Source organism: Spirochaetae bacterium HGW-Spirochaetae-1 (assembly GCA_002839375.1).
Classification (GTDB): Bacteria; Spirochaetota; UBA4802; order UBA4802; family UBA5550; genus PGXY01.
Genome location: PGXY01000001.1, coordinates 309,947 through 329,642 on the forward strand (window position 1 = coordinate 309,947; position 19,696 = coordinate 329,642).

General features: G+C 47.5%; 16 protein-coding genes. 6 read left to right on the forward strand and 10 right to left on the reverse strand.

Annotated features, from left to right (window positions below):
- Positions 1-19 precede the first annotated feature (19 nt).
- Complete coding sequence (locus tag CVV44_01345) at positions 20-1,807, reverse strand: KamA family radical SAM protein (GenBank protein PKL41307.1); 1,788 nt, start codon at positions 1,805-1,807, stop codon at positions 20-22.
- Positions 1,808-2,185: 378 nt separating this feature from the next.
- Here CVV44_01345 and CVV44_01350 point away from each other — a divergent pair, with 378 nt between their 5' ends.
- Both CVV44_01350 and mtnP read left to right on the forward strand, forming a co-directional pair.
- Positions 2,186-3,211, forward strand: a complete 1,026-nt coding sequence (locus tag CVV44_01350; GenBank protein PKL41308.1) for a glycoside hydrolase — start codon at positions 2,186-2,188, stop codon at positions 3,209-3,211.
- A 104-nt stretch (positions 3,212-3,315) separates the two neighbouring features.
- On the forward strand, positions 3,316-4,176 hold the full coding sequence (gene mtnP, locus CVV44_01355; GenBank protein PKL41309.1) for an S-methyl-5'-thioadenosine phosphorylase: 861 nt from the start codon (positions 3,316-3,318) through the stop codon (positions 4,174-4,176).
- On the opposite strand, the gene CVV44_01360 is transcribed toward mtnP, so the two are convergent.
- Positions 4,173-5,183 (reverse strand): hypothetical protein, encoded by a 1,011-nt coding sequence (locus CVV44_01360; protein ID PKL41310.1) that lies wholly within the window; start codon positions 5,181-5,183, stop codon positions 4,173-4,175. The genes mtnP and CVV44_01360 overlap by 4 nt on opposite strands.
- A 148-nt stretch (positions 5,184-5,331) precedes the next feature.
- On the opposite strand from CVV44_01360, the gene CVV44_01365 reads away from it, so the two are divergent.
- Positions 5,332-6,231: an amidohydrolase gene (locus CVV44_01365; GenBank protein ID PKL41311.1), complete on the forward strand. Its 900-nt coding sequence runs from the start codon at positions 5,332-5,334 to the stop codon at positions 6,229-6,231.
- Positions 6,232-6,276: 45 nt separating this feature from the next.
- Here CVV44_01365 and CVV44_01370 read toward each other — a convergent pair whose 3' ends face one another.
- The 7 genes from CVV44_01370 to CVV44_01400 all read right to left on the reverse strand — a co-directional run bounded on the left by CVV44_01370 (position 6,277) and on the right by CVV44_01400 (position 13,131).
- Positions 6,277-7,521, reverse strand: coding sequence for a hypothetical protein (locus CVV44_01370; protein ID PKL41312.1), 1,245 nt, complete (start codon positions 7,519-7,521; stop codon positions 6,277-6,279).
- Positions 7,460-7,735, reverse strand: coding sequence for a hypothetical protein (locus tag CVV44_01375; GenBank protein PKL41313.1), 276 nt, complete (start codon positions 7,733-7,735; stop codon positions 7,460-7,462). The genes CVV44_01370 and CVV44_01375 overlap by 62 nt, the downstream gene beginning before the upstream one ends.
- Positions 7,736-7,796: 61 nt before the next feature.
- Positions 7,797-8,660 (reverse strand): hypothetical protein, encoded by an 864-nt coding sequence (locus CVV44_01380; protein PKL41314.1) that lies wholly within the window; start codon positions 8,658-8,660, stop codon positions 7,797-7,799.
- A 62-nt stretch (positions 8,661-8,722) separates the two neighbouring features.
- Positions 8,723-9,901 carry an acetyl-CoA C-acyltransferase gene (locus tag CVV44_01385; protein ID PKL41315.1) on the reverse strand — a complete coding sequence of 393 codons (1,179 nt, stop codon included), beginning with the start codon at positions 9,899-9,901 and terminating at the stop codon, positions 8,723-8,725.
- A gap of 285 nt (positions 9,902-10,186) precedes the next feature.
- Positions 10,187-10,876, reverse strand: coding sequence for a molecular chaperone Tir (locus CVV44_01390; GenBank protein ID PKL41316.1), 690 nt, complete (start codon positions 10,874-10,876; stop codon positions 10,187-10,189).
- Entirely contained in the window at positions 10,877-11,956 is a 1,080-nt protein-coding gene (locus CVV44_01395; protein PKL41317.1) for a hypothetical protein, read from the reverse strand.
- A gap of 14 nt (positions 11,957-11,970) precedes the next feature.
- A complete protein-coding gene (locus CVV44_01400; GenBank protein ID PKL41318.1) occupies positions 11,971-13,131 on the reverse strand; it encodes a hypothetical protein in 1,161 nt (386 codons plus the stop codon).
- Between the two features lie 359 nt (positions 13,132-13,490).
- Here CVV44_01400 and CVV44_01405 point away from each other — a divergent pair, with 359 nt between their 5' ends.
- The gene (locus CVV44_01405) at positions 13,491-15,119 is read left to right on the forward strand and encodes a hypothetical protein (protein PKL41319.1); all 1,629 of its coding nucleotides are present in this window, start codon (positions 13,491-13,493) and stop codon (positions 15,117-15,119) included.
- Positions 15,120-15,130: 11 nt separating this feature from the next.
- Here CVV44_01405 and CVV44_01410 read toward each other — a convergent pair whose 3' ends face one another.
- On the reverse strand, positions 15,131-16,270 hold the full coding sequence (locus tag CVV44_01410) for a hypothetical protein (GenBank protein ID PKL41320.1): 1,140 nt from the start codon (positions 16,268-16,270) through the stop codon (positions 15,131-15,133).
- Between the two features lie 609 nt (positions 16,271-16,879).
- On the opposite strand from CVV44_01410, the gene CVV44_01415 reads away from it, so the two are divergent.
- Together CVV44_01415 and CVV44_01420 are read left to right on the forward strand one after the other, a co-directional pair.
- Positions 16,880-18,103, forward strand: coding sequence for a carnitine dehydratase (locus tag CVV44_01415; GenBank protein ID PKL41321.1), 1,224 nt, complete (start codon positions 16,880-16,882; stop codon positions 18,101-18,103).
- Positions 18,104-18,306: 203 nt separating this feature from the next.
- Positions 18,307-19,527, forward strand: coding sequence for a carnitine dehydratase (locus CVV44_01420; protein ID PKL41322.1), 1,221 nt, complete (start codon positions 18,307-18,309; stop codon positions 19,525-19,527).
- The last annotated feature ends 169 nt before the right edge of the window (positions 19,528-19,696 follow it).

Sequence of the window (19,696 nt, forward strand, 5' to 3'; positions counted from 1 at the left end):
TGAAAGGGGCGCTTCAATTTTAAAAGTAATACCAGATGCTCTCATATTCTTCCGCAGACTCGCCGATATTTTCTAGCCTTTCCAGATAATCGAGGATTGGCATATCTGTTCCAATGTAAATTTTCTGATCTGCGATCTTTTTTTCCCATGGATGGAATTCATAAACACGCGCCCCGTCCTTTCCGATTGAGATAAGATCCCTGTTCTGCCACGCGTTAAGGTGATTTTTCCCAAGTCCGGGAACATTATACACCGGTTCATCGGTGCGGGCGAGTCCCGGCATAAGTCTCGACTCTTCCTTGTGCTCCTGCAGTATTCTTGCAATGGGAATACGGTAGTCGGCAGTTTCAGACTTTCCCTTCGGGTAAAATGAATAATATGGATCAACACCGCAAAGCTTTATGAGACTCCGCAGCCTTGCTGCTTCGAAACGTCTTGAAATGTAAAACGTGAATACAAGCTGGTTGTAAATTGATATCCCCCGCGATTTTAGTTTTTCCGCCGCCTTCACAAACTCCGGTGTGACTTCAAGAGGATGCTGTATGTGAGTAATTACAGACAATTCCCTTCTGCCTGGAATTCTGAATGAGGCTAAGATATCACAGAGTGCATCAGTGAACCTCATTGGAAGGGTTACCAGAGTTCTTGTTCCTATCCTTATCCGCTTGATGTGATCAATCGCAGAAAGTTTCTGAAGAATATCTCTGATTTTTGAATCGGACAATACAAGAGGATCGCCTCCTGTTACCAGTACTTCGGAAATTGCCTCATGTTCCTCTATCCATCTGATTGCGGCTACGAGCTGATCTTTGTCTGCCATGGCACCCGGTTCAAGAGGGCCCTTTATTTCCCAATTACGCTGACAGTAAACGCAGATTTGTGGGCATGAATTGTACGCTTTCAGTATTACTATATCAGGATATCGCCGGGTGATAAGGTCTGTCGGGGATGTGTCTGTTTCGAGCATAAAATCATTTATATTGTCTTCTCCGCATCCATTCTGAAAAGAATTGATGTAATTTTCAGGAAAGAGTACCTGCGCGCGCAATGCCCTGTCTTCGCCATTTCCGGACCTTTCGAAAAGGGAAGCATAATAGGGGGTTACTCCAAAGGGTATACCCAGGGAGTTGGCTCTTTTTATATTTTCTTTTTCTTTCTCTGTAAGAAATGCATAATCCGACAGGCTTTTTTCATCCCTGGCTATTTTCTGAAGATGCCAGTGCCAGTCAGTCCAGTTTCTCGTTTCTGCTCCCATGCCGGCAAGGATCATTTTTTTGTTAGTATCTCTCAGCTCAATAAATTGATTATCAAGGCCGCATCTGTACAGGGACATTTTATTTTCCACATGCTTATGAATCAGATCAAGCTCCAGGGAGCGCGACTGAGCGGCGTCGCGTCCTTTCAGATCGCCTGTGTCAGCAAATGAGAACTCCGTGTTTTCGTGAAATCTGAACTGACCCTCAATCCCTCTGACCAGGTGGCAGAGCTCAGCCCAGAAGGCTTCAGAGAGAGACGGGTCCGTTTTTCCCGCTGCCGCATTAATAAGTTCAGCCAGAACACTGAAACCCGCAAGTTTTTCGCTGCGCGGGTTAAGTATCCCTCTTAATACCCTGGCGCAGTCACGGATTATTATAAGGTCGAGATCATGCATGTCACTGTCTTTATCCGAGTAAGTGATAAAATGCCTTTCATTAATGTGATTCAGCAGATTCTCTCTTATCTTGTGAATATCGTCTCCCGATCTTAATATTGACCTCCAGCTTTCCGATAATGACAGGAAAAGCACTGATGTAAATTTTTCTTCCATAAAAAACCTCTTAAAAATAATTCACGCTGTTCCGGGATTAATCAACAGGATATCTATATGAACTTCGCAAGGTTGGAACAGGTCTAGCGTAATGCTTTAATACATGGGAATTTCCGCCAGAAAATACGTTTCAGGAGATTAAATTCCCTTGTCCGCACCGTCGTCTGAAAACTGATTAGTAAATTAAAGGCAGTGGATGCCGGACAGGCAAGACTTTTTTTAAAAAAATTTGCTGTTCTGACCCCGAAGCTACTAGTTACACTGTCGGAGGTGGCAATGATTTATTTACGAGCCTGAATTGATAATAGAAGATAATCCTGCAATTAACAGACAACCTGAGGTCAATGAAATGATCCCCGTTGCCGATATTTGAAAGTGATGAGTCATATGAGAGAAAGGATATTCATATATAGTTTATCGGCTCTATTGATGGTTTTTCTCGGTGTGAGTGGATCGTCTCAGAGTACTGAAAATCCTTTGGCGGGAGGGAAAAAACCCGTTGCCTTCAATGAGGTTTGGGCCTATCTCATGGCGGGAGAGGAAGGGAAGGTGACGGGCATTGAGCCCTTTACCGACGTATGCTATTTCAGTGCAGCCATAAATTATCGGGGAAAACTGGCGGGGCAGAAAAAGGCCCCGGCTGTTTTCGCGGGGAAAACAACAAGGGTTCATCTCGTCATTGCCGAATTGTCAAATCCTGCTCTCATGCACTTCTGCCTGAATACCGGTTATGGTCTGCGTTCCTCTCTTATTCGGGATATTGTCGATGCCGCTGCGGATTATCATGGCGTTCAGCTCGATTTTGAATCGGTACCCGCTGCTGAGAAAGATGCTTTTATCGGTTTTGTCAGAGAACTGCGGAGTGCGCTGGGTGGTAAAAAAATACTGAGCATAGCTGTCCCGCCCCGGCGGGTATCAGTGGATGATGCCTATGATTATGCGGCCCTGGCTGCCGTGTCGGACCGTATAATCGTCATGGCCTATGACCAGCATTGGAGTACAAGTTCGCCGGGAGCCGTGGCATCGCTCTGGTGGTGCCGCGAAGTGACTGCCTATGCCAAAAGCCGGGTCAGTGCCGATAAGCTGATCATGGGAATTCCCCTTTTTGCCAGGGCATGGCAGGACAAGAAACTGGCCCGGGCCCTGACCATGAATGGCCTGGAGGAAATCAAAAAGAACCGGAGTCCCGAGGTTCAGGTCTGCGACCGGAACGGTCCCTATTTCACCTACCGCGAGGATGTTACTGTCACTGTCTATTTTGATGACCTGGACTCGATAATGCAGAAAATGAAACTCTACTCCGGGGAGCGCATAAAGGGAATCTCTTTCTGGAGAATAGGCCAGGGGTCGCCCGATCTCTGGAGTTATATTGATGTCTCTGCAGTATCTTCTGTCGACAAATAGATAATACTCCGTTGCAGAACATGCCGCGGAATTAAATTATACTTGATGAAAATCACACCGTGGTTATTAATGATGGCTATATTTCGGGCAAAAGGAGCATGATAATGCAGAAAGCGAGAGTGGGCGTGATCGGAGGATCGGCCCTGTACGAGATAAACGGCGCCAGGGTCATTGAAGAGATACAGATGGATACACCCTGGGGAAAACCCTCTGACTCCATAAGCATTGTGGATATAGACGGGCATCGGGCCGCCTTTCTTCCCCGTCACGGCCGTGGGCATGTCTATCTTCCCCATGAGGTGAACTACCGTGCCAATATCGCCGCCCTGAAGATGCTGGGTGTGGAGGAGATCATTGCCTTCTCGGCCGTGGGGAGCCTGAAGGAAGAAATTCCTCCGCGTGATTTTGTTATTCCCCGTCAGGTTATCGATCGTACCCGTTCGAGGCAAAGCTCTTTCTTCGGCAGCGGTGTAGCCGCCCATGTGGGATTTGCCGATCCGTTTTGCCTGCGGCTTCACGATATCATCATCCCCATAATCGGGGAAACGGGACTGAAATACCATACGGGAGAAACGCTTATCTGTATGGAGGGACCGGCCTTTTCAACAAGGGCCGAGAGTTTCCTCTACCGGTCCTGGGGAGCCGGCATTATAAACATGAGTACACTCCCCGAAGCAAAGCTGGCCAGGGAGGCCGAAATATGCTATGCCGTAATCTGCATGAGCACCGATTATGACTGCTGGCATGAAGAGGAAGAGGATGTCACTATTGACATGGTTATCAACAACCTCAACGCCAATGCCGATAACGCTAAGAAACTGATAAAGAAGATATTGATCTCTCTGAACGGCGACCGCTCATGTCCCTGCGCCGAGGCCGTGAAATATGCTGTTATCACGGCGCCGGAGAAACGCGACAGGACTCAGTGTGATAAACTGCGGACTATACTGCCGCAGTACTTTTAGAGATGTTCATAGATGTAGTTTTTCAGAACGTTTCTGGCTGCGTCCGATATTTCCTCGAATTTCATGGTGTAATAATAAACATTATCTTCGGGAATAGTGCTGTTGGCCATTATCTTTGTTGTGATGCTGAATTTAAAATCACTGATGGTGAACTCCAGTGTGTACCGGTGAGTATAGTCCTGCTTCTCTGATAGTCGTATGACCGACTCGTAATCGTTGAGCCTATATATGGTTCCCTGTACGGTCATCACATCTTCCACGGGGGTGTCCTGGACCCTGATCAGTTTACAGGGAATTATGACATCAAGATAGGGATGGCGGAATTCCTGATCACGCGTAAATTCTACCGGCATATTGATGGTAAGGAGATTGTCACTTAATTCCGCTGTTTCCGTATTAAAAGTATATTCAGCATCGCCGACACGCCATATATAAACCTTTATTCTGTTTTTCCCGGCAACGGGCTGCAGCTCCTTTTTCCCGCGGAAGAGCTTGATGGAAAGAACATTGTTCCCTATACCGGCCACCTTGCCGAAAAAGATGTTCCCATCCTCCGTGACAAAATAGAGGAGTTGGTTTATATCGATTTCTTTCAGGCTTTCCAGGGGCTTGCGCACCCTGGCGGCATGGTAGAGCTTCTCGTAGGTAATGGTGAGATCCTTGCAGATGGCGAAAAAGGATTCCTCGTCCTCATTGCGCTGTTTCATGAAAGTGAGCATTTTTCCCACGGCCCTTTCAAAAGAATCGGGGTCATGCAGAATCGTGTTGGGATTGGGGAGTTTCAGGATATCGATGATATTGGTGAGTACCTTTATCTGAAAATTTGAGAGTCCCAGGCGCTTGGTCTTAAAGAGAAAGAGCGAGTGGTCTTTAACCTTCTGATTTTTTTTAAACTGCAAGTATTTGAGTATTAAATAAATGATAATCAGGATAAAAAAAGCCAGCAGGGAGAATGAAACCTGCGTCGGCGATGCTTCAGGCCATTTAAATCCGAAGACGGTATCCATGGTACCTCTCTTTTAGTTAATCCTGATTGTATGTGATTCCCCTGATCATTTATAATGGGAACCTTTTATAGGAACGTCCATATAATAAATTATTTGAGTTCCTTTATATAAAGTTTAATATATAATTATGTAATGTCAATAAAAAGTGATGACAATCACGTATATTTGTGCGTATATTGTGACCAATATCAGGTATGAGACAATGATTATTGATGCACATGCACACATTTTTACTCCCGTCATGGTACAAAACCGTGATAATTATTTCAGCGATCCCAACTTCGCCCTACTGTACCGGAATCCATCGGCCCGCATGGTGACGCACCAGGGGCTTCTTGATACCATGGATTCCGACGGTATCGATCATTCCATTGCCGTTGGTTTTCCCTGGCATGATTCCCGGTACTGCCGGGAACAGAATGAATACTTCGCCGATGTACATCAATTGTCGGGTTCCAGGATAAGCGCCTTCGGCTCAGTTCCCCTGGAACAGGACGCGAATCCCGGCGCCTGGGTCAGGGAAATCAAAGACATGGGTCTTGCCGGTATTGGTGAGACGGGTTTTTATGAGGGAGGTATGACTCCCAAATCAAGAAAATACCTGGGGAAGGTCATGGAGGCTGCTGCTGTGCATGAGCTCCCCCTGTGCCTTCACGTGAATGAGCCCGTTGGTCACCGGTATGCCGGTAAATATGAACCGGACCTGGCCGGGCTCTTTGATCTTGTTGCGGATTACAAAGATGCAGTTATTATCTTCGCGCACTGGGGCGGCGGATTGATTTTTTACGAGCTCATGCCTGAGGTTCGGGAACTATTCAGGAACTTCTATTATGATACAGCCGCATCGCCCTTTCTCTATGATAATAGTATTTATTCCGCGGCTCTCAATATTGCCGGTGCTGATAAAATATTGTTCGGCACGGACTATCCTCTTTTAAAAGCCGGGCGATACCTGGACCCCATACGGGAGACCGTGCCCGCCGAAGAAGACCGGAATAAAATCCTGGGTGACAATGCCCGGCGCATTCTTATGCTGCCCGGTGCTTAAAACCGTCGGGCCAGTGCATTGCCGATTAACAGTGTTTTCCGAAACTCAGATGTGAAAGAGAAATTTTCCAGCAAGAAGGACGAAGAACCCCGCTGTTATGAGCATCCCGAGAAGAAGGGCGCCCCTGCCCAGGGATTTGCCGGGATTGCTCTCCATTATTTTCATGGCAACCGAGGCCAGGCTCTGAACCAGGTTGACCGTATAGGAGATGAATACGAGGAAAAAAAGATACGTCCAGAAGCCTGCCATGGCAAGGCCGCTCCACAATGAATCGGCCGATTCAAGGCCGGCAGTGGGCAGTGACGGGAATGCTCCACTGCCCAGGAAGCCCGGGAATATTCCGGAATGGGGCAGAAGAGAGGGAAGCATTGTTCCTGCCGTTAGAGTAGTGACAGTCAGGGCCCCGGCCAGCAGGAGAAATATCATTCCGGCAAAAAAAAGCGTCACGATGCTGATTATTCCCAGGTAGACCGGGATATTGATGTTCTCTACGATGAGAAATCGGGAAAAGCCTCCCACGGTATGCACCAGGGAACGGGGCCTCAGGGCAATGAAGGCCATGAGGATGTTTTTACAATGCAGGATGAGCAGAATAAAAAGGGCGCATACCAGCATGAACCCATGAAAAAACCCGGCATAGGCCGCTCCGAATTCACTCTTCATAAGATATACGGGAAGTATGACCAGGATAAATATGGCGGGAATGCCCATGGAAATGAAAGCCAGGGACGGCATGTCATGGACGATATCAGCCCGTGCCCCGGAGAAAATTAAATTTTTCCCGTTTTTTATCCGGAAGAAGAGGTTTTTCGAAAGCAGATAGAGATGCACATCGAAGGTCCACATGAAGAGCATGGCCATGATGAAAATAATAAAACCGCCCAGAAATATGTGCGTGGAAAAAAATGTCATGGTGCGTGACGCCGTCAGGGCTGCTATGGCAAAAATGCAGGTCCAGAAAAGCAAAAGGAAAAAGGTGATAAAAAAGTTTTTCCGGTTAAAGGAAAGATATATCCCCTCGAGAATATCAACGCCATGACTGAGAGGCTCAGGGACATGGTAGCTGAACCAGGCCTCTTTTTTCCTGTTGACGACAATACGGTGTCCGCAGTTTTCACAGAAAAAATAGACACGCTTGTCATCAACCTGGTCATCGGGCAGATGATATTTCTGGTTGCATTTCCCGCAGCGGATATCCATTGTTTTTAAGACCGGATCCTGAAAATTGTTACTTGTTCTTTTGTTCTCCGAGCCGGATTTTTCCCAGTTCCTCCTGGATGGCTGTGTCATTTTCCACCTTCTCGGCGAACTTCTTATACTGGTCGAGAGTGTAACCGTATTTGCCGGCTATCTGCTCAATCGTCTCAGGCTTCTGGTCCGTGGTGGTAATTTCGATATCGATCTTGGCGAAATCCTGCACGGTCATTTCCTTGTTCTTCTTTCCGCATGAAAAGGTCAGTGCCGCGGCCATCATGATGGTGAATAATACTGTAAGATAACGCATAATGCCTCCTGAAGGGTAAAAATAAAATTACATTTCAAGCATATATAATTTTTTATATATGTCAAGGAGAAATTCTCAGGACATAACAGTTCCATCCTTCCAGCGTTTCCATGTCCTCAACGCGGAGTCCGTTGTTGGTAAAACAGAGGACCATCTCGTCATGCCAGATATGGCTGATACCGCTCAGTATGAGAGTTCCATGGGGCAGGAGCATTCCGTGCAGGGCTGGAAGATTGGGCTTGATAATGCCGGTCAGGAGATTGGCCGTAATGAGATCGTATCGCTGTTCCCCGCCATGAAGGGAAATGTCGGCCTGGAATACGTTGATACCGGCGCACTCGTTGAGAGAGCAGTTGGACCGGGTCTTTGTCACGGCATCGGTTTCGATATCAAAGGCGTCTATGTGGCCGGCGCCCATGAGACATGCCAGAATGGCCAGGATGCCCGTTCCGGTTCCCACATCGAGAAAATGGAGACTGTTCTTCCTGTCGCGGGATAGCGGTGAGAGAAAGGCATGGATTTTTTTAAGACAAAGCACCGTGGTGGGATGCCGTCCATCGCCGAAGGCATCGCGGGGATCCAGGAGTATCCGGTAGGGACGGGTGGAAGCTGTTTCGCTCACCGTGTCACTGCCGGCGAAGGGTTCAACGGATATCTCATCATTGATGACCGAGCCATGATAGTGCTCGAGCCAGGTGTACTTCCACTTTGAGTCAACAAGTTCGTGTATTTCCATGGACCCCGGTGGGAAATGGCCGGAGAGATTGTCGATTGCGTCGAAAATGGCAGTTATCACTATTGTTCCGTCACTCTCCCGGGCAGTGGAAAGGCTTTGCGCACCCAGGGAAAAGAGCTTGTCCGAAAGGCTATTTTCATTCCTTGAATGTATTCTGAAAATCACTGTATACATGGCACTACTTTTCATTCCTGCTCTAAAATAAAAAAGGTGTCCGGCAGGACACCTTTTTTATTTTATATATGGTGAAATTACATCTCGAAGGTGATGGCAGATCCCTGGCCGCCGCCGATGCAGAGAGTGGCGATGCCTTTTTTAGCTCCGCGTTTTTTCATCTCGTGGATCAGCGTGGTGATGATACGCGCTCCGGAAGCACCGATGGGATGGCCGATGGCGATTGCGCCGCCGTTCACGTTGACCTTGGACAGGTCCCAGCCCAATTCCCTGTTGACTACGATGGCCTGTGTTGCGAAGGCTTCGTTGGCCTCAATGAGGTCCAGGTCTGCAGGATTCCAACCCGCTATTTTCAGCGCTTTGCGGCTGGCGGGGATGGGGCCTGTTCCCATGATGGCGGGATCAACGCCGGCCGACGCGTAGGATGCGATACGGGCCAGGGGCTTGATACCCAGTTCTTTTGCCTTGTCGGCCGACATGATTATTGCGGCTGCCGCGCCGTCATTGATGCCCGAGGCGTTGCCGGCCGTTACAATGCCGTCTTTTTTGAAGGCCGGTTTGAGGCGTGCAAGGGCTTCCAGGGTTGTGCCGAACTTGGGATATTCGTCCGTATCGAATATTTTCGGGTCGCCTTTTTTCTGTGCTATCTCCACGGGCACTATCTCATCCTTGAATCGGCCTGCAGTAATAGCCGCCTCGGCCTTCTGCTGGCTTGCCAGGGAAAATGTATCAAGCTCCTCGCGGGTCAGCTTCCACTGCGCGCCCACATTCTCAGCCGTGATCCCCATGTGATACTGGTTGAAGGCATCCCAGAGACCGTCATTTATCATGACATCTATTATATTGTCGTTTCCCATACGGTAGCCATACCGGGCATTCATGAGCGCATAGGGAGCAAGGCTCATGTTTTCCATTCCGCCGGCCACAATGATATCGGCGTCTCCCGCCTTGATCATCTGGGCTGCCATAGACATGGAACGCAGACCTGAAGCACATACCTTGTTGATGGTCAGGGCCGGAACTTCCTGGGGAATGCCCGCTTTGATAAGGACCTGCCGCGCCGTGTTCTGTCCCTGTGCCGCCTGCAATACGTGGCCGAGCAGTACATTGTCCACCTGTTCCGGTTTCACATTGGCCCTCTTCAGGGCTTCTTTTACGGCGATGACGCCTAGATCAACCGCTGACACAGTCTTTAAAGCTCCTCCAAAGGAGCCAACGGGGGTTCTTACGATTGAAGCAATAACAACGTCCTTCATGTTTACCTCTCATCCTCTTTGATAGAATACAACAATCACTTTCTGCACATTCCAGCCCATAACCTTTTAGAAGCAATACAAAATCATTAAAATGTCCACAATTGATGAAAGGATTGTTATTAATTATTGCAGCTTTCTTTATTTTTTATGCTGCTGGGCAATAGTTAAATAGTGAGTGAATTTTTGTAAAGGAAAATATGGTATTTGCACCGCATTGGAAAGTACATTAAAAAGGGGCGGTTGATGAAGACCGCCCCTTTTGATATTTTGTCAGTATAGAGAGTTTTATTTTTCCCGCAGGAACTTTCCCTTTTCGAAGATGCCCGATATTTTGGAACCATCGATGCGATTGTAGGTTCCTTCTCCGTCCATGAGCCCATCCTTCCACTGTCCTGCATAGGAAAAACCGTTTTTCCAGCGGTAGGTTCCCTGGCCGTTCATCAGGTTGTTCTGCCATTGGCCTTCGTAGGTATCGCCGTTTGCCCAGGTCATGGTTCCCTGTCCGGCCATATTCCCGTCCTTCCATTCTCCGTTGTAGCGGTTGCCGTTTTTCCAGAGATAGGACCCTGTCCCGCTGCGTTCGCCTTTTTCGAAGTTTCCTTCATAGACCGAACCGTCGGGATAGGTGAAGGTCCCCTTGCCGCTGCGCTGATCATTGGCAAATGAACCTTTGTATTGTGCTCCGCTCGTCCATGTGTAGGTCCCTTCCCCGGCCTTTGCACCGTCTTTGAAGTCGCCCTCATATCGGGACCCGTCTTTCCAGGTCATGTTTCCCTGGCCATCCTTTTTGCCGTCCTTGAATGTTCCCGTATAGGTGACCCCGTCGGGGTGCTGAATCTTTCCGGGCCCCTGTTTGCAGTTGCCTTCAACACAGCCTTCGGGCTTGCTGAACATGGCGCACCCTGACAGGAACAGGGGGACTATAATAGTCAGTACGATAGTTGTTTTACGTATCATCTTGTTCCCTCCCTGCATTTATTCTGCAGTGGTATCCTTTACATCGGGCGGCACTACATCGATAAAAATAGTAAGAGATACCGGTGTGCTGGCATTGCCCACATTGTCCACGGCCATGGCCTCGATCCGGTGCTCGCCGAAAATGGAAAATTCTATCGCCTTCGTATAGGGAATCCATTTTTCTGCCTTGTCTATTTTGTAGAAGATCGTGGCAACACCGGAACCATCGTCGCCGGCGCTGATTTCATATTTGTTCGAAGAGGTGACGATATTTTTACCGTCCAAGGATTTCGGCTCCATGGCGGATTTTATATCCACTGCCGGTGCCGTGTTGTCCAGCGTCAGTGTGGCGCTGTTTCCCTGTACCGTCAGCGGCTCGTTTTCCGTTCCGTTCAGGATGAGCGTGAATGTTTCCGTTGTGTTGGTGACATTGTCAGAGCTTTTTACCTTCATGACCGCCTCGCCGGTCCCTGTTACGGAGAAGGAGGCATCATAGGGTTTGTATGTCTGGCCGTCCAGGCTGTAATCTATGGTTCCCGGTCCTGATGAGTTGTCCTGTGAAGTAATACTGAAGAGGTAGGTGCTGGAGATAAACAGCTTTTCTCCTCCCTTGTATACGGGCATGCTGGACTTCACCATGGTCACGGGAGGTGTATTGTCCACGGTAACTTCCATGGACCGGTCTTTTTCCCTGTTCCCCATTTTATCAACGCTGTAATAGGTGATGACATTTTTGCCCTCTGTTTCCAGGTTAAAGGGCTTCTCGAATGTCGCCTCCGGGCTTTCGTTTACTTTGAAAAAACTTTTATCGGTGAGCGCGTTGTCCGTGGCCGTGATATCATATTTTACACGGCTGTTGATATAGGTGGCCAGTCCGTCGTCATATACGGCTGCTTTCACCGACGCGTATTCCGCAGCTTTTGCTGCTTCTTTCTTGCCTTCCACTGCCGCCGTATCGGTATCCTTTACCGTATCTGCCGTTTTGTCTTCTGTTACGATGGGACGATCATCGGTCACTGCATCCTGGGAAAAGGAGAATGATGAGATAAAAAGGGTCAGGATCAGTGCCATTAAGAGAGATATATTATTTTTTTTCATGTTTCACCTCCGCGTTATTTCTGTTCATTATCGTCGGTCAGGGCCTTGATGGTGGTGACCGGCGGTGCCGTATCGACATATACTGCCAGGGACACGGGCTCACTTATGTTGCCCACCTTGTCCACGGCCTTTGCCTCGATTATATGTTTGCCATGATCGTTGAATTTCAGAGGTTCCTTGTACTCACGGAACTGTTTTTCACCGTCGACTCGGACGAGAATGGCGTTTACACCCGATTCTTCATCGGCGGCCGAAACAGTGTAGATGTAAGGAACGGCAACGATATTTTTATCATTCTTTTTCGCCATCTCCTTGTCAGGCTTAATGGAAACATCGGGAGACTTGTCGTCGATGGTCAGGGTCACCATGGAATCGCTCACGTTGACGGCCTGTCCCTGCTGGTCCTGGGCCTGGAGAATAAAGCGTTTGGTGCTGATGGTGACATTGTCCGTGGACGTTATTTTCAGCGTGCTTTCCTTCTTGTCCTGGGGCAGTATAAAGGGATTGGCATAGGCTGCCATTTCATCGCTGTTGAGACCATATTCTATCCTGCTCACGCCGGAATACCGGTCCGTTGATCGTATGAAGAATACATGTGACTTTGAGGCATAGAGCGTCTTTTCCTTCAGGATTACGGGCTTGTCGGCCAGAAGGGCCGTTTCCGGTGCCGAGTTATCCAGGACAAGGGTGAAGACGTTGCCGTTGCCGCGGCGTTCCATACGGTCGGCACTCTGGTATTTGATGACATGGGATCCTTCTTTGGTGAGCGTGAAGGGTTTTGAATATACCTTTTCCTCGCCGCTGTTTATGGAAAAATAAATTTTGTATGCTTCCACATCCTCGGGAGCGGAAAGTTTATAGGCCACCCTGTTGTTGATGTAGGTGTTGTAGCCGTCAAAATAGATCTTCGCTTCCCCGGCAGTGAACTTTATTTCATCGGGTTCGCCCACGATGGATATTGTCTTTACTGCCGTATCCTCTTTGTCCTCTGGAGCGGAAACGACTCCGGCCGGTTCCTCTTTTTTTATTGTTTCGGTATCGGCTGTAGTTGTATCTGCGGGTTTTTCAGTCGTCACTTCAGTGTCGCCTGCAGGCTGATCCTGAGTGAAGGACAGGGTGGAAAAAGTAAGAATAATAACGAGCGAAATCATGAATGATAAAATTCGTTTGCTCATCAGTGACCTCCGGTTTAAAGTAATGAAGTAATGTGTAGTGCAGATGTTTAAATATGATGTGAACGAAATTATCCCTTTTCATATAAAAAATCAACTCAATTTCTGTCCGCAACGACAATTATTCTCATTTAACCCTGTTCAGGGTCATATATTCCGGTGCATACCCAGAATATACCGGTATGTACCGGAATATTCTTAACGGGGAACGGGTACATTGTTGAAAAATACTATACTAAACAGGAATAAATTCTTGCAATTATAACTATTTACCGCTATCTGCTGGATAAGGAACACATCCCCCGGTGTATAAACGTCAACGTTGTAACGCAGGTGCAGACATGATACTAAGAATTGTAGTGATGCTGATAGTGCTGGCAGGGACCGCGGCCCATGCCGATGTGGCGGTACTGCCCTACAGGGTTAAAAATCCCTCCGATTCCTTTGAAATGAATACCGGAGTGGAATATGCGAAGCTCCTGACCGTCGCAGTTTCATTGAAGTCAACCCTTACTGTTTTTCCTCAGCGTGATGTGTCCACCGCTCTCAAGACTTTTAAAATCGATACCCAGAAGCTCATTACGGCGGAAGATCTTGTTCTCCTGGGTGAAGGGAAATTCATCGATTACATACTGGCGGGAACGATTACAAAACTTGACAGGGGATATGTTTCCGAGAGCGTCCTTTTTTCCGTGAGGGAGAAGAGGGTGCTGGCAAAGACAAAAATAAACGCCGACACTCTTTTTGAACTGGCCGAGAGAGAGGTTCGTGAATCCTTTCCGCAGTTTGCAAAGAAGCAGAAGGATACGGGAAAAAAAAACCTGGATATTGTCTTCATGATCGACATGTCCTACGGCATCAACAACGAATGGGAGCAGATTCAGGAAGGTATTATAGATATCTCCCGCAATTACATGGGAACTGAAGGAATAGATTCACGGGTCTACATAGTTCCCTATTCCGACCGATACACCTTCGACAAAAGCTTCGTTGCCGTGAACTCCATGAAAACACTCACGGACGGTCTTGGTAAGCTGAAGCCCGTGGGCGCTTTTAAAAAAGACAGCTTTGAAAAGGCGCTCCGGTATGCCGTACAGAGCATCATCTGGCGGCACGATGCGGGACATATACTGGTCATTATTAACAACTCGCCCATTCCCCTTGCGGGTTTCCCGGAACGCTATGCCCTTGTGGCCAGGAAAAAGAAAATTCTCATCAACTCCCTGTCCCTGGGGAAACTGAAGTATGACACCAGCGAGTTCCAGGACCAGCTGGCCCATATAAGCGGCGGGAGGCATGAATACGCCGCCTATCATCAGAGGCTTTTTGATAAGGACGGCAAAAGCATCGATGTTTATTTTGAAGCCGGTCGCCTTTTTTATTCTCTCTATGGCGCGGTAAACTGGCACGATGGCATTCTCACGGTCAATCCTTACCAGCCTGGCATGGCCCGGGTCAGGGGAGGGCTTGATGAAATATACGATAACGGTTCCGGCAAATTAAAAAATCCCTATACCATTCCCGAGATGTATCCTCTTCTTGCCGACGGGCATATCGTGAGCCATCAGAAACTGGAGACGAATATCCCGCGTCTTCTGCGAAAAATGATCACGGTCTCGGCCGGGGAGGATATGAAGACGGCGGGCAGGGTGCTCCTTTCCGACGGGACGCTTTCTCTGTGGGCCGATATCCCCGACGCTGCTTTTCTTGAATTTTATCGGCAGCGCATGCAGTCGGGCATCTATTCCACCCTGGGCGTGAGCATGCACAGCGACAGCGCCAGTCCCTATGGCATATCGGTGGTGGCCGTGGAAAACCGGTTAAATTCCGACGACGTCCCGAAAATTCTCAAAACCGGTTTCAGTGAAATGATGAAGGACCGGGAATATCATATGTACAAGGGGCTTCTTTCTCCCTCGGTCTGGTTCGTCACGGTCAGGGTCCTGCAGATTAAGGCGTACCAGCAGCGTCGTGATATTCGCGATGAGTAGACGGGGTGATCCTAGAAGGAACGGGGAGAATTCCAGAGAAGATAACTGATGGTGTTGGAGTTGACCTCGTCGAGGGTGATTTTCCCGGCGGAAATAATTTCATTGACCTTCTGAATAAAATCCTTTTCCAGGGCATCGAGCTTGACCGTGATCCGGTCAAATATCGAACGGGGCAGGATATCAAGAAAATAGATAAACGAGATCAGCTCCTCTTCGCGCTCCGCAAAGCGTTTTATATATTCGCTCTCCATGGAAATCAGTATATTTGACACCGAGGCGAAGATGCTGGTAAAAAATGAATTCTCTATATTGATGTGAAGGAATGTCTTGAAAACGCTGTATATCCAGTAAACTGTTTTATTGTTTATAATCCCGGTCCTGTGCTGTTCAATGAAGTTGATGACAAAAAACAGGGTGTTGAGGTCATAAGGCAGGGCGTTGGTGTGAATGTCCGCGGGCTCAAAGGATTCGATGTAGCTTATAAGTGAAGCCAGTTCATCGTCGGAGGTTTTCAGCTTATGCCAGTTGGTGAACTTGGAATTGAATCCCTTCAACCCGATAAGGGCCAGGGATTTTATTTCAATGCAGTAAATACCCTGAGCGATCTGGTAATAAAAATTCAGCAGGTCATCGGCCTGGAAAGTGAGAAGGCATTTCAATATGGGTTTCTGCAGATTGGGCTGCTCCTGGAATTCTTTTAAAATATCGGGGATATATTCACGCATTTTGAAGTGACGGATTATTATGGTGTCGTCGGCGCAGAAAATCCTTTTTGACAGCCCCTGCTTGTACAGGTCTATATCCTTGAATATTTCCAGGTATATGTTGATGCGTGCGTAAAGGTCATCGATGATGTATTCGCGGATATTATCCTCGCCGGAGTGATTCTCGTCCATCTCGAAGACAATTTGATCAAGTAGCTCGATGAAATTGACGGATATTTCATTGGGGTCCTGCAGTATGATAGGCCCGAAGTAGTCTCCGAATTCCCGGGTTGCTGTTATGGAAATTTTCCTCAGGGCGTCCTTTTTGCTGGGAGCCGACTGGAGCAGATCATAACATCGGCCGGCAATTTTCAGCAGGGCCTTTTCATTGAATTTTACGCCGCTTTCCATAACGGTTCTATTTTTATCTTTTTCCCAAATGATCATTTTACTAAAAGAATTGATAACCACTAGATATTCCATCAAATATATGTCGAGTTTTTTTTGGAGATTATGGGGTAAAGTGCATGAATTAGTGTCCTCTGAAAAGAACCGTATTTTCGGCAACTTTTCTGTTGGAAATTCTAAAAAAAATACAAAAGGACTTGACAGAGGTTTTTTGTTGATACCATTTGGTTGGTTGTCCAATCAATTAATACCCTGATGATAAGTGATTGGATTTTCAGTTATGTAATATTTTACTTGCATTTCTAAAACTGGAGCGCAGATATTATTTGTTGAAAATATATCTGCCTCCAGGGCTTTTTTAAAGAGGGGGGAGGTGCTGCACGTTTCGGTGTTATCATTGAAGAGCGGACGCGGAAAAAGCAAAAGTCCGGGGACTTTATGAATGAATATGTATGTTTTAAAAAATTTGGTTGGACGTCCAATTAAAAGCCATCTGTACGGTATTCATTCATAAATTTTTCTTGAAATGGTAAAGTATACCGGCAGGTGCGGCTACTTCAGACAAAAGGCAGAAGAAAGAATCGGGTGCCTGTTCAAAACAGACAGAGAACCGGCATCGGTAATTTTCAATTTTTATGGAGGTATCACATGCGAGGAATGCTCGATGGCGTTCGTGTTCTTGATTTTACTGCAAATGTCTCAGGCCCGGCAACAACAACGTTTCTTGTCGATATGGGTGCAGAGGTAATCAAGATTGAAAAACCGGGGCTTGGCGATGACTCGAGGCTTTTTCCGCCTCACTTAAACGGATTCTCAACGCCCTTTATTGTCATGAACAGGGGTAAAAAAGGAATGGTTATCGACCTTAAAAAGGCAGAGGGAAAACAGCTTTTTAAAGAGCTGGTATCCAATGCCGATGTTCTGGTTGAAAACCACAAACCGGGTACAATGGAAAAATATGGACTGGGATATGATGAGCTGGAAAAGATCAACCCCAAGCTGGTCATGCTTTCCCTTTCCGGTTACGGACAATATGGTCCTTTGGCCGACAGGCCGGCTTACGATTCAATCATCCAGGCAAGGACTGGATTTATGGCTACGACAGGTTTTCCCGACGGTCCACCGACAAAAGGCGGTCCAATCCTTATCGACCTTGCCACAGCCATGCAGGCCGCTTTTGGCATATGTGCCGCACTGTATGCCCGCGAAAAAACCGGCAAAGGTGAATTTCTTGATATGTCCATGTATGATGTGGGTATAAACCTCATGGCGGGGACCTGGACAAATTATACAGTTACGGGAAAATCCCAGCAGCGTACCGGGAACCGCTATCCCTATGTAACCCCCTTCGATACCTATAAGGCGAAGGATGGTTATTTCATGATATGCAGCGCCGGTGATATTACATTCCATAAGATATGCGATGCCATGGGTCATCCCGAAATGAAGACCGATGAGCGTTTTAACAATCTCTTTACACGGAATGCCAATGAGCCCGTGCTTACAGCCACAATCCAGGAGTGGGTATCAAAGCATACTCTCGAGGAGCTCGAGGCCATATCGGTTAAGTTTGATTTTCCCGGAGCTCCCGTACTTGAGGTAAGTGAAGTCATAGAACATCCTCATACAAAGGCGCGGGGTCTCCATGTGAATGTTGAACAGCCCAACAGGGGAACCGTTGACATTTACGGCCCGCCGCTAAAGGCGCGCAATAGCAGCATCAAGGTTCAGGGACCGGCTCCTGAACATGGTCAGCACACCGAATGGGTGTTGAAGGAAATATTGAACAAGTCCGAGAGCGAGATCGATGAGATCATCGAAACCGGTGCCGTGGGCACGGTAAAAACCAGGGAATCAATGGCAGTCAAATAATGCGGCAATCCATCTACCCCTTCAGTAGATCTTCATTTATAATGCGGGATCTTCAGGTTAGTTTTATTACAGCCCCCTTAACGGGGGGCTGTAATATTTCTCTTTTTTTCAGGTATTATTGATTGGTCAATCAACCATAAAATATAAATATAAACATAAATATAGTATGTATATAAAAAATAAAATTATTGGAGGATAAAAAAATGAGAGGAATGCTTGATGGTGTTCGTGTAATTGATTTTACCGCTAATATTTCCGGTCCTGCCACAACACAGTTTCTTACAGACATGGGGGCCGAGGTTATCAAGGTGGAAAAGCCCGGCGGTGAGGACGCACGGTTTTTCCCTCCTTACAAGAATGGATTTTCCGGTTCTTTCCTCGTCATGAACAGGGGCAAAAAGGCTATCACCATTGATGTGAAAAATCCCGAAGGTGTAATGCTTTTTAAGGAGCTTGTGGGAACGGCCGATGTACTGGTGGAAAATTTCAGGCCCGGTGTTATGAATAAACTGGGTCTCGGCTATGATGTATTGAAAGAAGTTAATCCGAAGCTGGTCATGCTGTCCCTGTCGGGATACGGCCAGTATGGTCCGCTTTCCCATCTTCCCGCCTATGATTCCATCATGCAGGCCATGTCAGGTTTTATGAGTTCCACGGGCTATGATGGAGGTGAACCTCTCAAAACCGGTTCTATTGTCCTGGATCTGGCCACGGCCATGAACAGCGCCTTTTCCATCTGCGCGGCTCTTTTTGCCAGGGAACGGACCGGTGAGGGGGAATATCTTGATATATCCATGTACGATACGGCCGTGAATCTGCTGGAGGTTAAATGGGTGGATTATACCATAAACGGGAATTTGCCACGGCGTACAGGGAATCGCTATCCCCATGTCACTCCCTTTGATTCCTATAAAACCATGGATGGACATGTGATGATCTGTTGTGCCGGAGATAAAACATTCCAGACGCTGTGTAATGGCATGGGCATGCCGGACCTCATAAAGGATGAACGCTTCTGCAATTTTTTCAAGAGGAATGAAAATGAATCAGAATTAAAGAAGATAGTTGAAGATTGGGCCGCTGATAAAACGTCAGAACAGGTTTTCAAGGTTCTCAGTGAAAACGGGGCACCGGTGGCTCCGATAAATGATATCAAGGCAGTATTTGAACATCCCCATACCGAGGCACGGGGCCTGAAGGTTGATGTTGATCAGCCCGGCGCCGGCATTATAAGCATCTATGGACCGTCCCAGAAGGCGCGGAACAGCGAGATAAAAAACCGGGGATACTCGCCCAGGGTAGGCGAGCATAATCTCTGGCTCCTGGAGACTGTCCTGGGTAAGGGCGGCGCAGAGATGAAGTCCATTTTGGCATCAGGGGCCATGGGACCGGTATCTGAAGAGGTGAAGGCTAAAATACAATAAGGGAACTTCTATAAGGGAACCTTGGAACATTAAATTTTGAATGTTCCCATAATTTATCCGAATTCAGTGCAATGATAATGATACCTCCATAGTACATAACATTGTATTTTCATAACGGGATCTCTAACACGGGTCCCGTTTTTTTTGATAAAAGAATGATAATCAAGAG

Excerpts from the sequence above, each read along its gene's own strand:
- CVV44_01345 (PKL41307.1), bottom strand. The coding sequence starts at position 1,807 with ATGGAAGAAAAATTTACATCAGTGCTTTTCCTGTCATTATCGGAAAGC.
- CVV44_01350 (PKL41308.1), top strand. The coding sequence starts at position 2,186 with ATGAGTCATATGAGAGAAAGGATATTCATATATAGTTTATCGGCTCTA.
- mtnP (PKL41309.1), top strand. The coding sequence starts at position 3,316 with ATGCAGAAAGCGAGAGTGGGCGTGATCGGAGGATCGGCCCTGTACGAG.
- CVV44_01360 (PKL41310.1), bottom strand. The coding sequence starts at position 5,183 with ATGGATACCGTCTTCGGATTTAAATGGCCTGAAGCATCGCCGACGCAG.
- CVV44_01365 (PKL41311.1), top strand. The coding sequence starts at position 5,332 with ATGACAATCACGTATATTTGTGCGTATATTGTGACCAATATCAGGTAT.
- CVV44_01370 (PKL41312.1), bottom strand. The coding sequence starts at position 7,521 with ATGACACAGCCATCCAGGAGGAACTGGGAAAAATCCGGCTCGGAGAAC.
- CVV44_01375 (PKL41313.1), bottom strand. The coding sequence starts at position 7,735 with ATGCGTTATCTTACAGTATTATTCACCATCATGATGGCCGCGGCACTG.
- CVV44_01380 (PKL41314.1), bottom strand. The coding sequence starts at position 8,660 with ATGAAAAGTAGTGCCATGTATACAGTGATTTTCAGAATACATTCAAGG.
- CVV44_01385 (PKL41315.1), bottom strand. The coding sequence starts at position 9,901 with ATGAAGGACGTTGTTATTGCTTCAATCGTAAGAACCCCCGTTGGCTCC.
- CVV44_01390 (PKL41316.1), bottom strand. The coding sequence starts at position 10,876 with ATGCAGGGAGGGAACAAGATGATACGTAAAACAACTATCGTACTGACT.
- CVV44_01395 (PKL41317.1), bottom strand. The coding sequence starts at position 11,956 with ATGAAAAAAAATAATATATCTCTCTTAATGGCACTGATCCTGACCCTT.
- CVV44_01400 (PKL41318.1), bottom strand. The coding sequence starts at position 13,131 with ATGAGCAAACGAATTTTATCATTCATGATTTCGCTCGTTATTATTCTT.
- CVV44_01405 (PKL41319.1), top strand. The coding sequence starts at position 13,491 with ATGCTGATAGTGCTGGCAGGGACCGCGGCCCATGCCGATGTGGCGGTA.
- CVV44_01410 (PKL41320.1), bottom strand. The coding sequence starts at position 16,270 with ATGATCATTTGGGAAAAAGATAAAAATAGAACCGTTATGGAAAGCGGC.
- CVV44_01415 (PKL41321.1), top strand. The coding sequence starts at position 16,880 with ATGCGAGGAATGCTCGATGGCGTTCGTGTTCTTGATTTTACTGCAAAT.
- CVV44_01420 (PKL41322.1), top strand. The coding sequence starts at position 18,307 with ATGAGAGGAATGCTTGATGGTGTTCGTGTAATTGATTTTACCGCTAAT.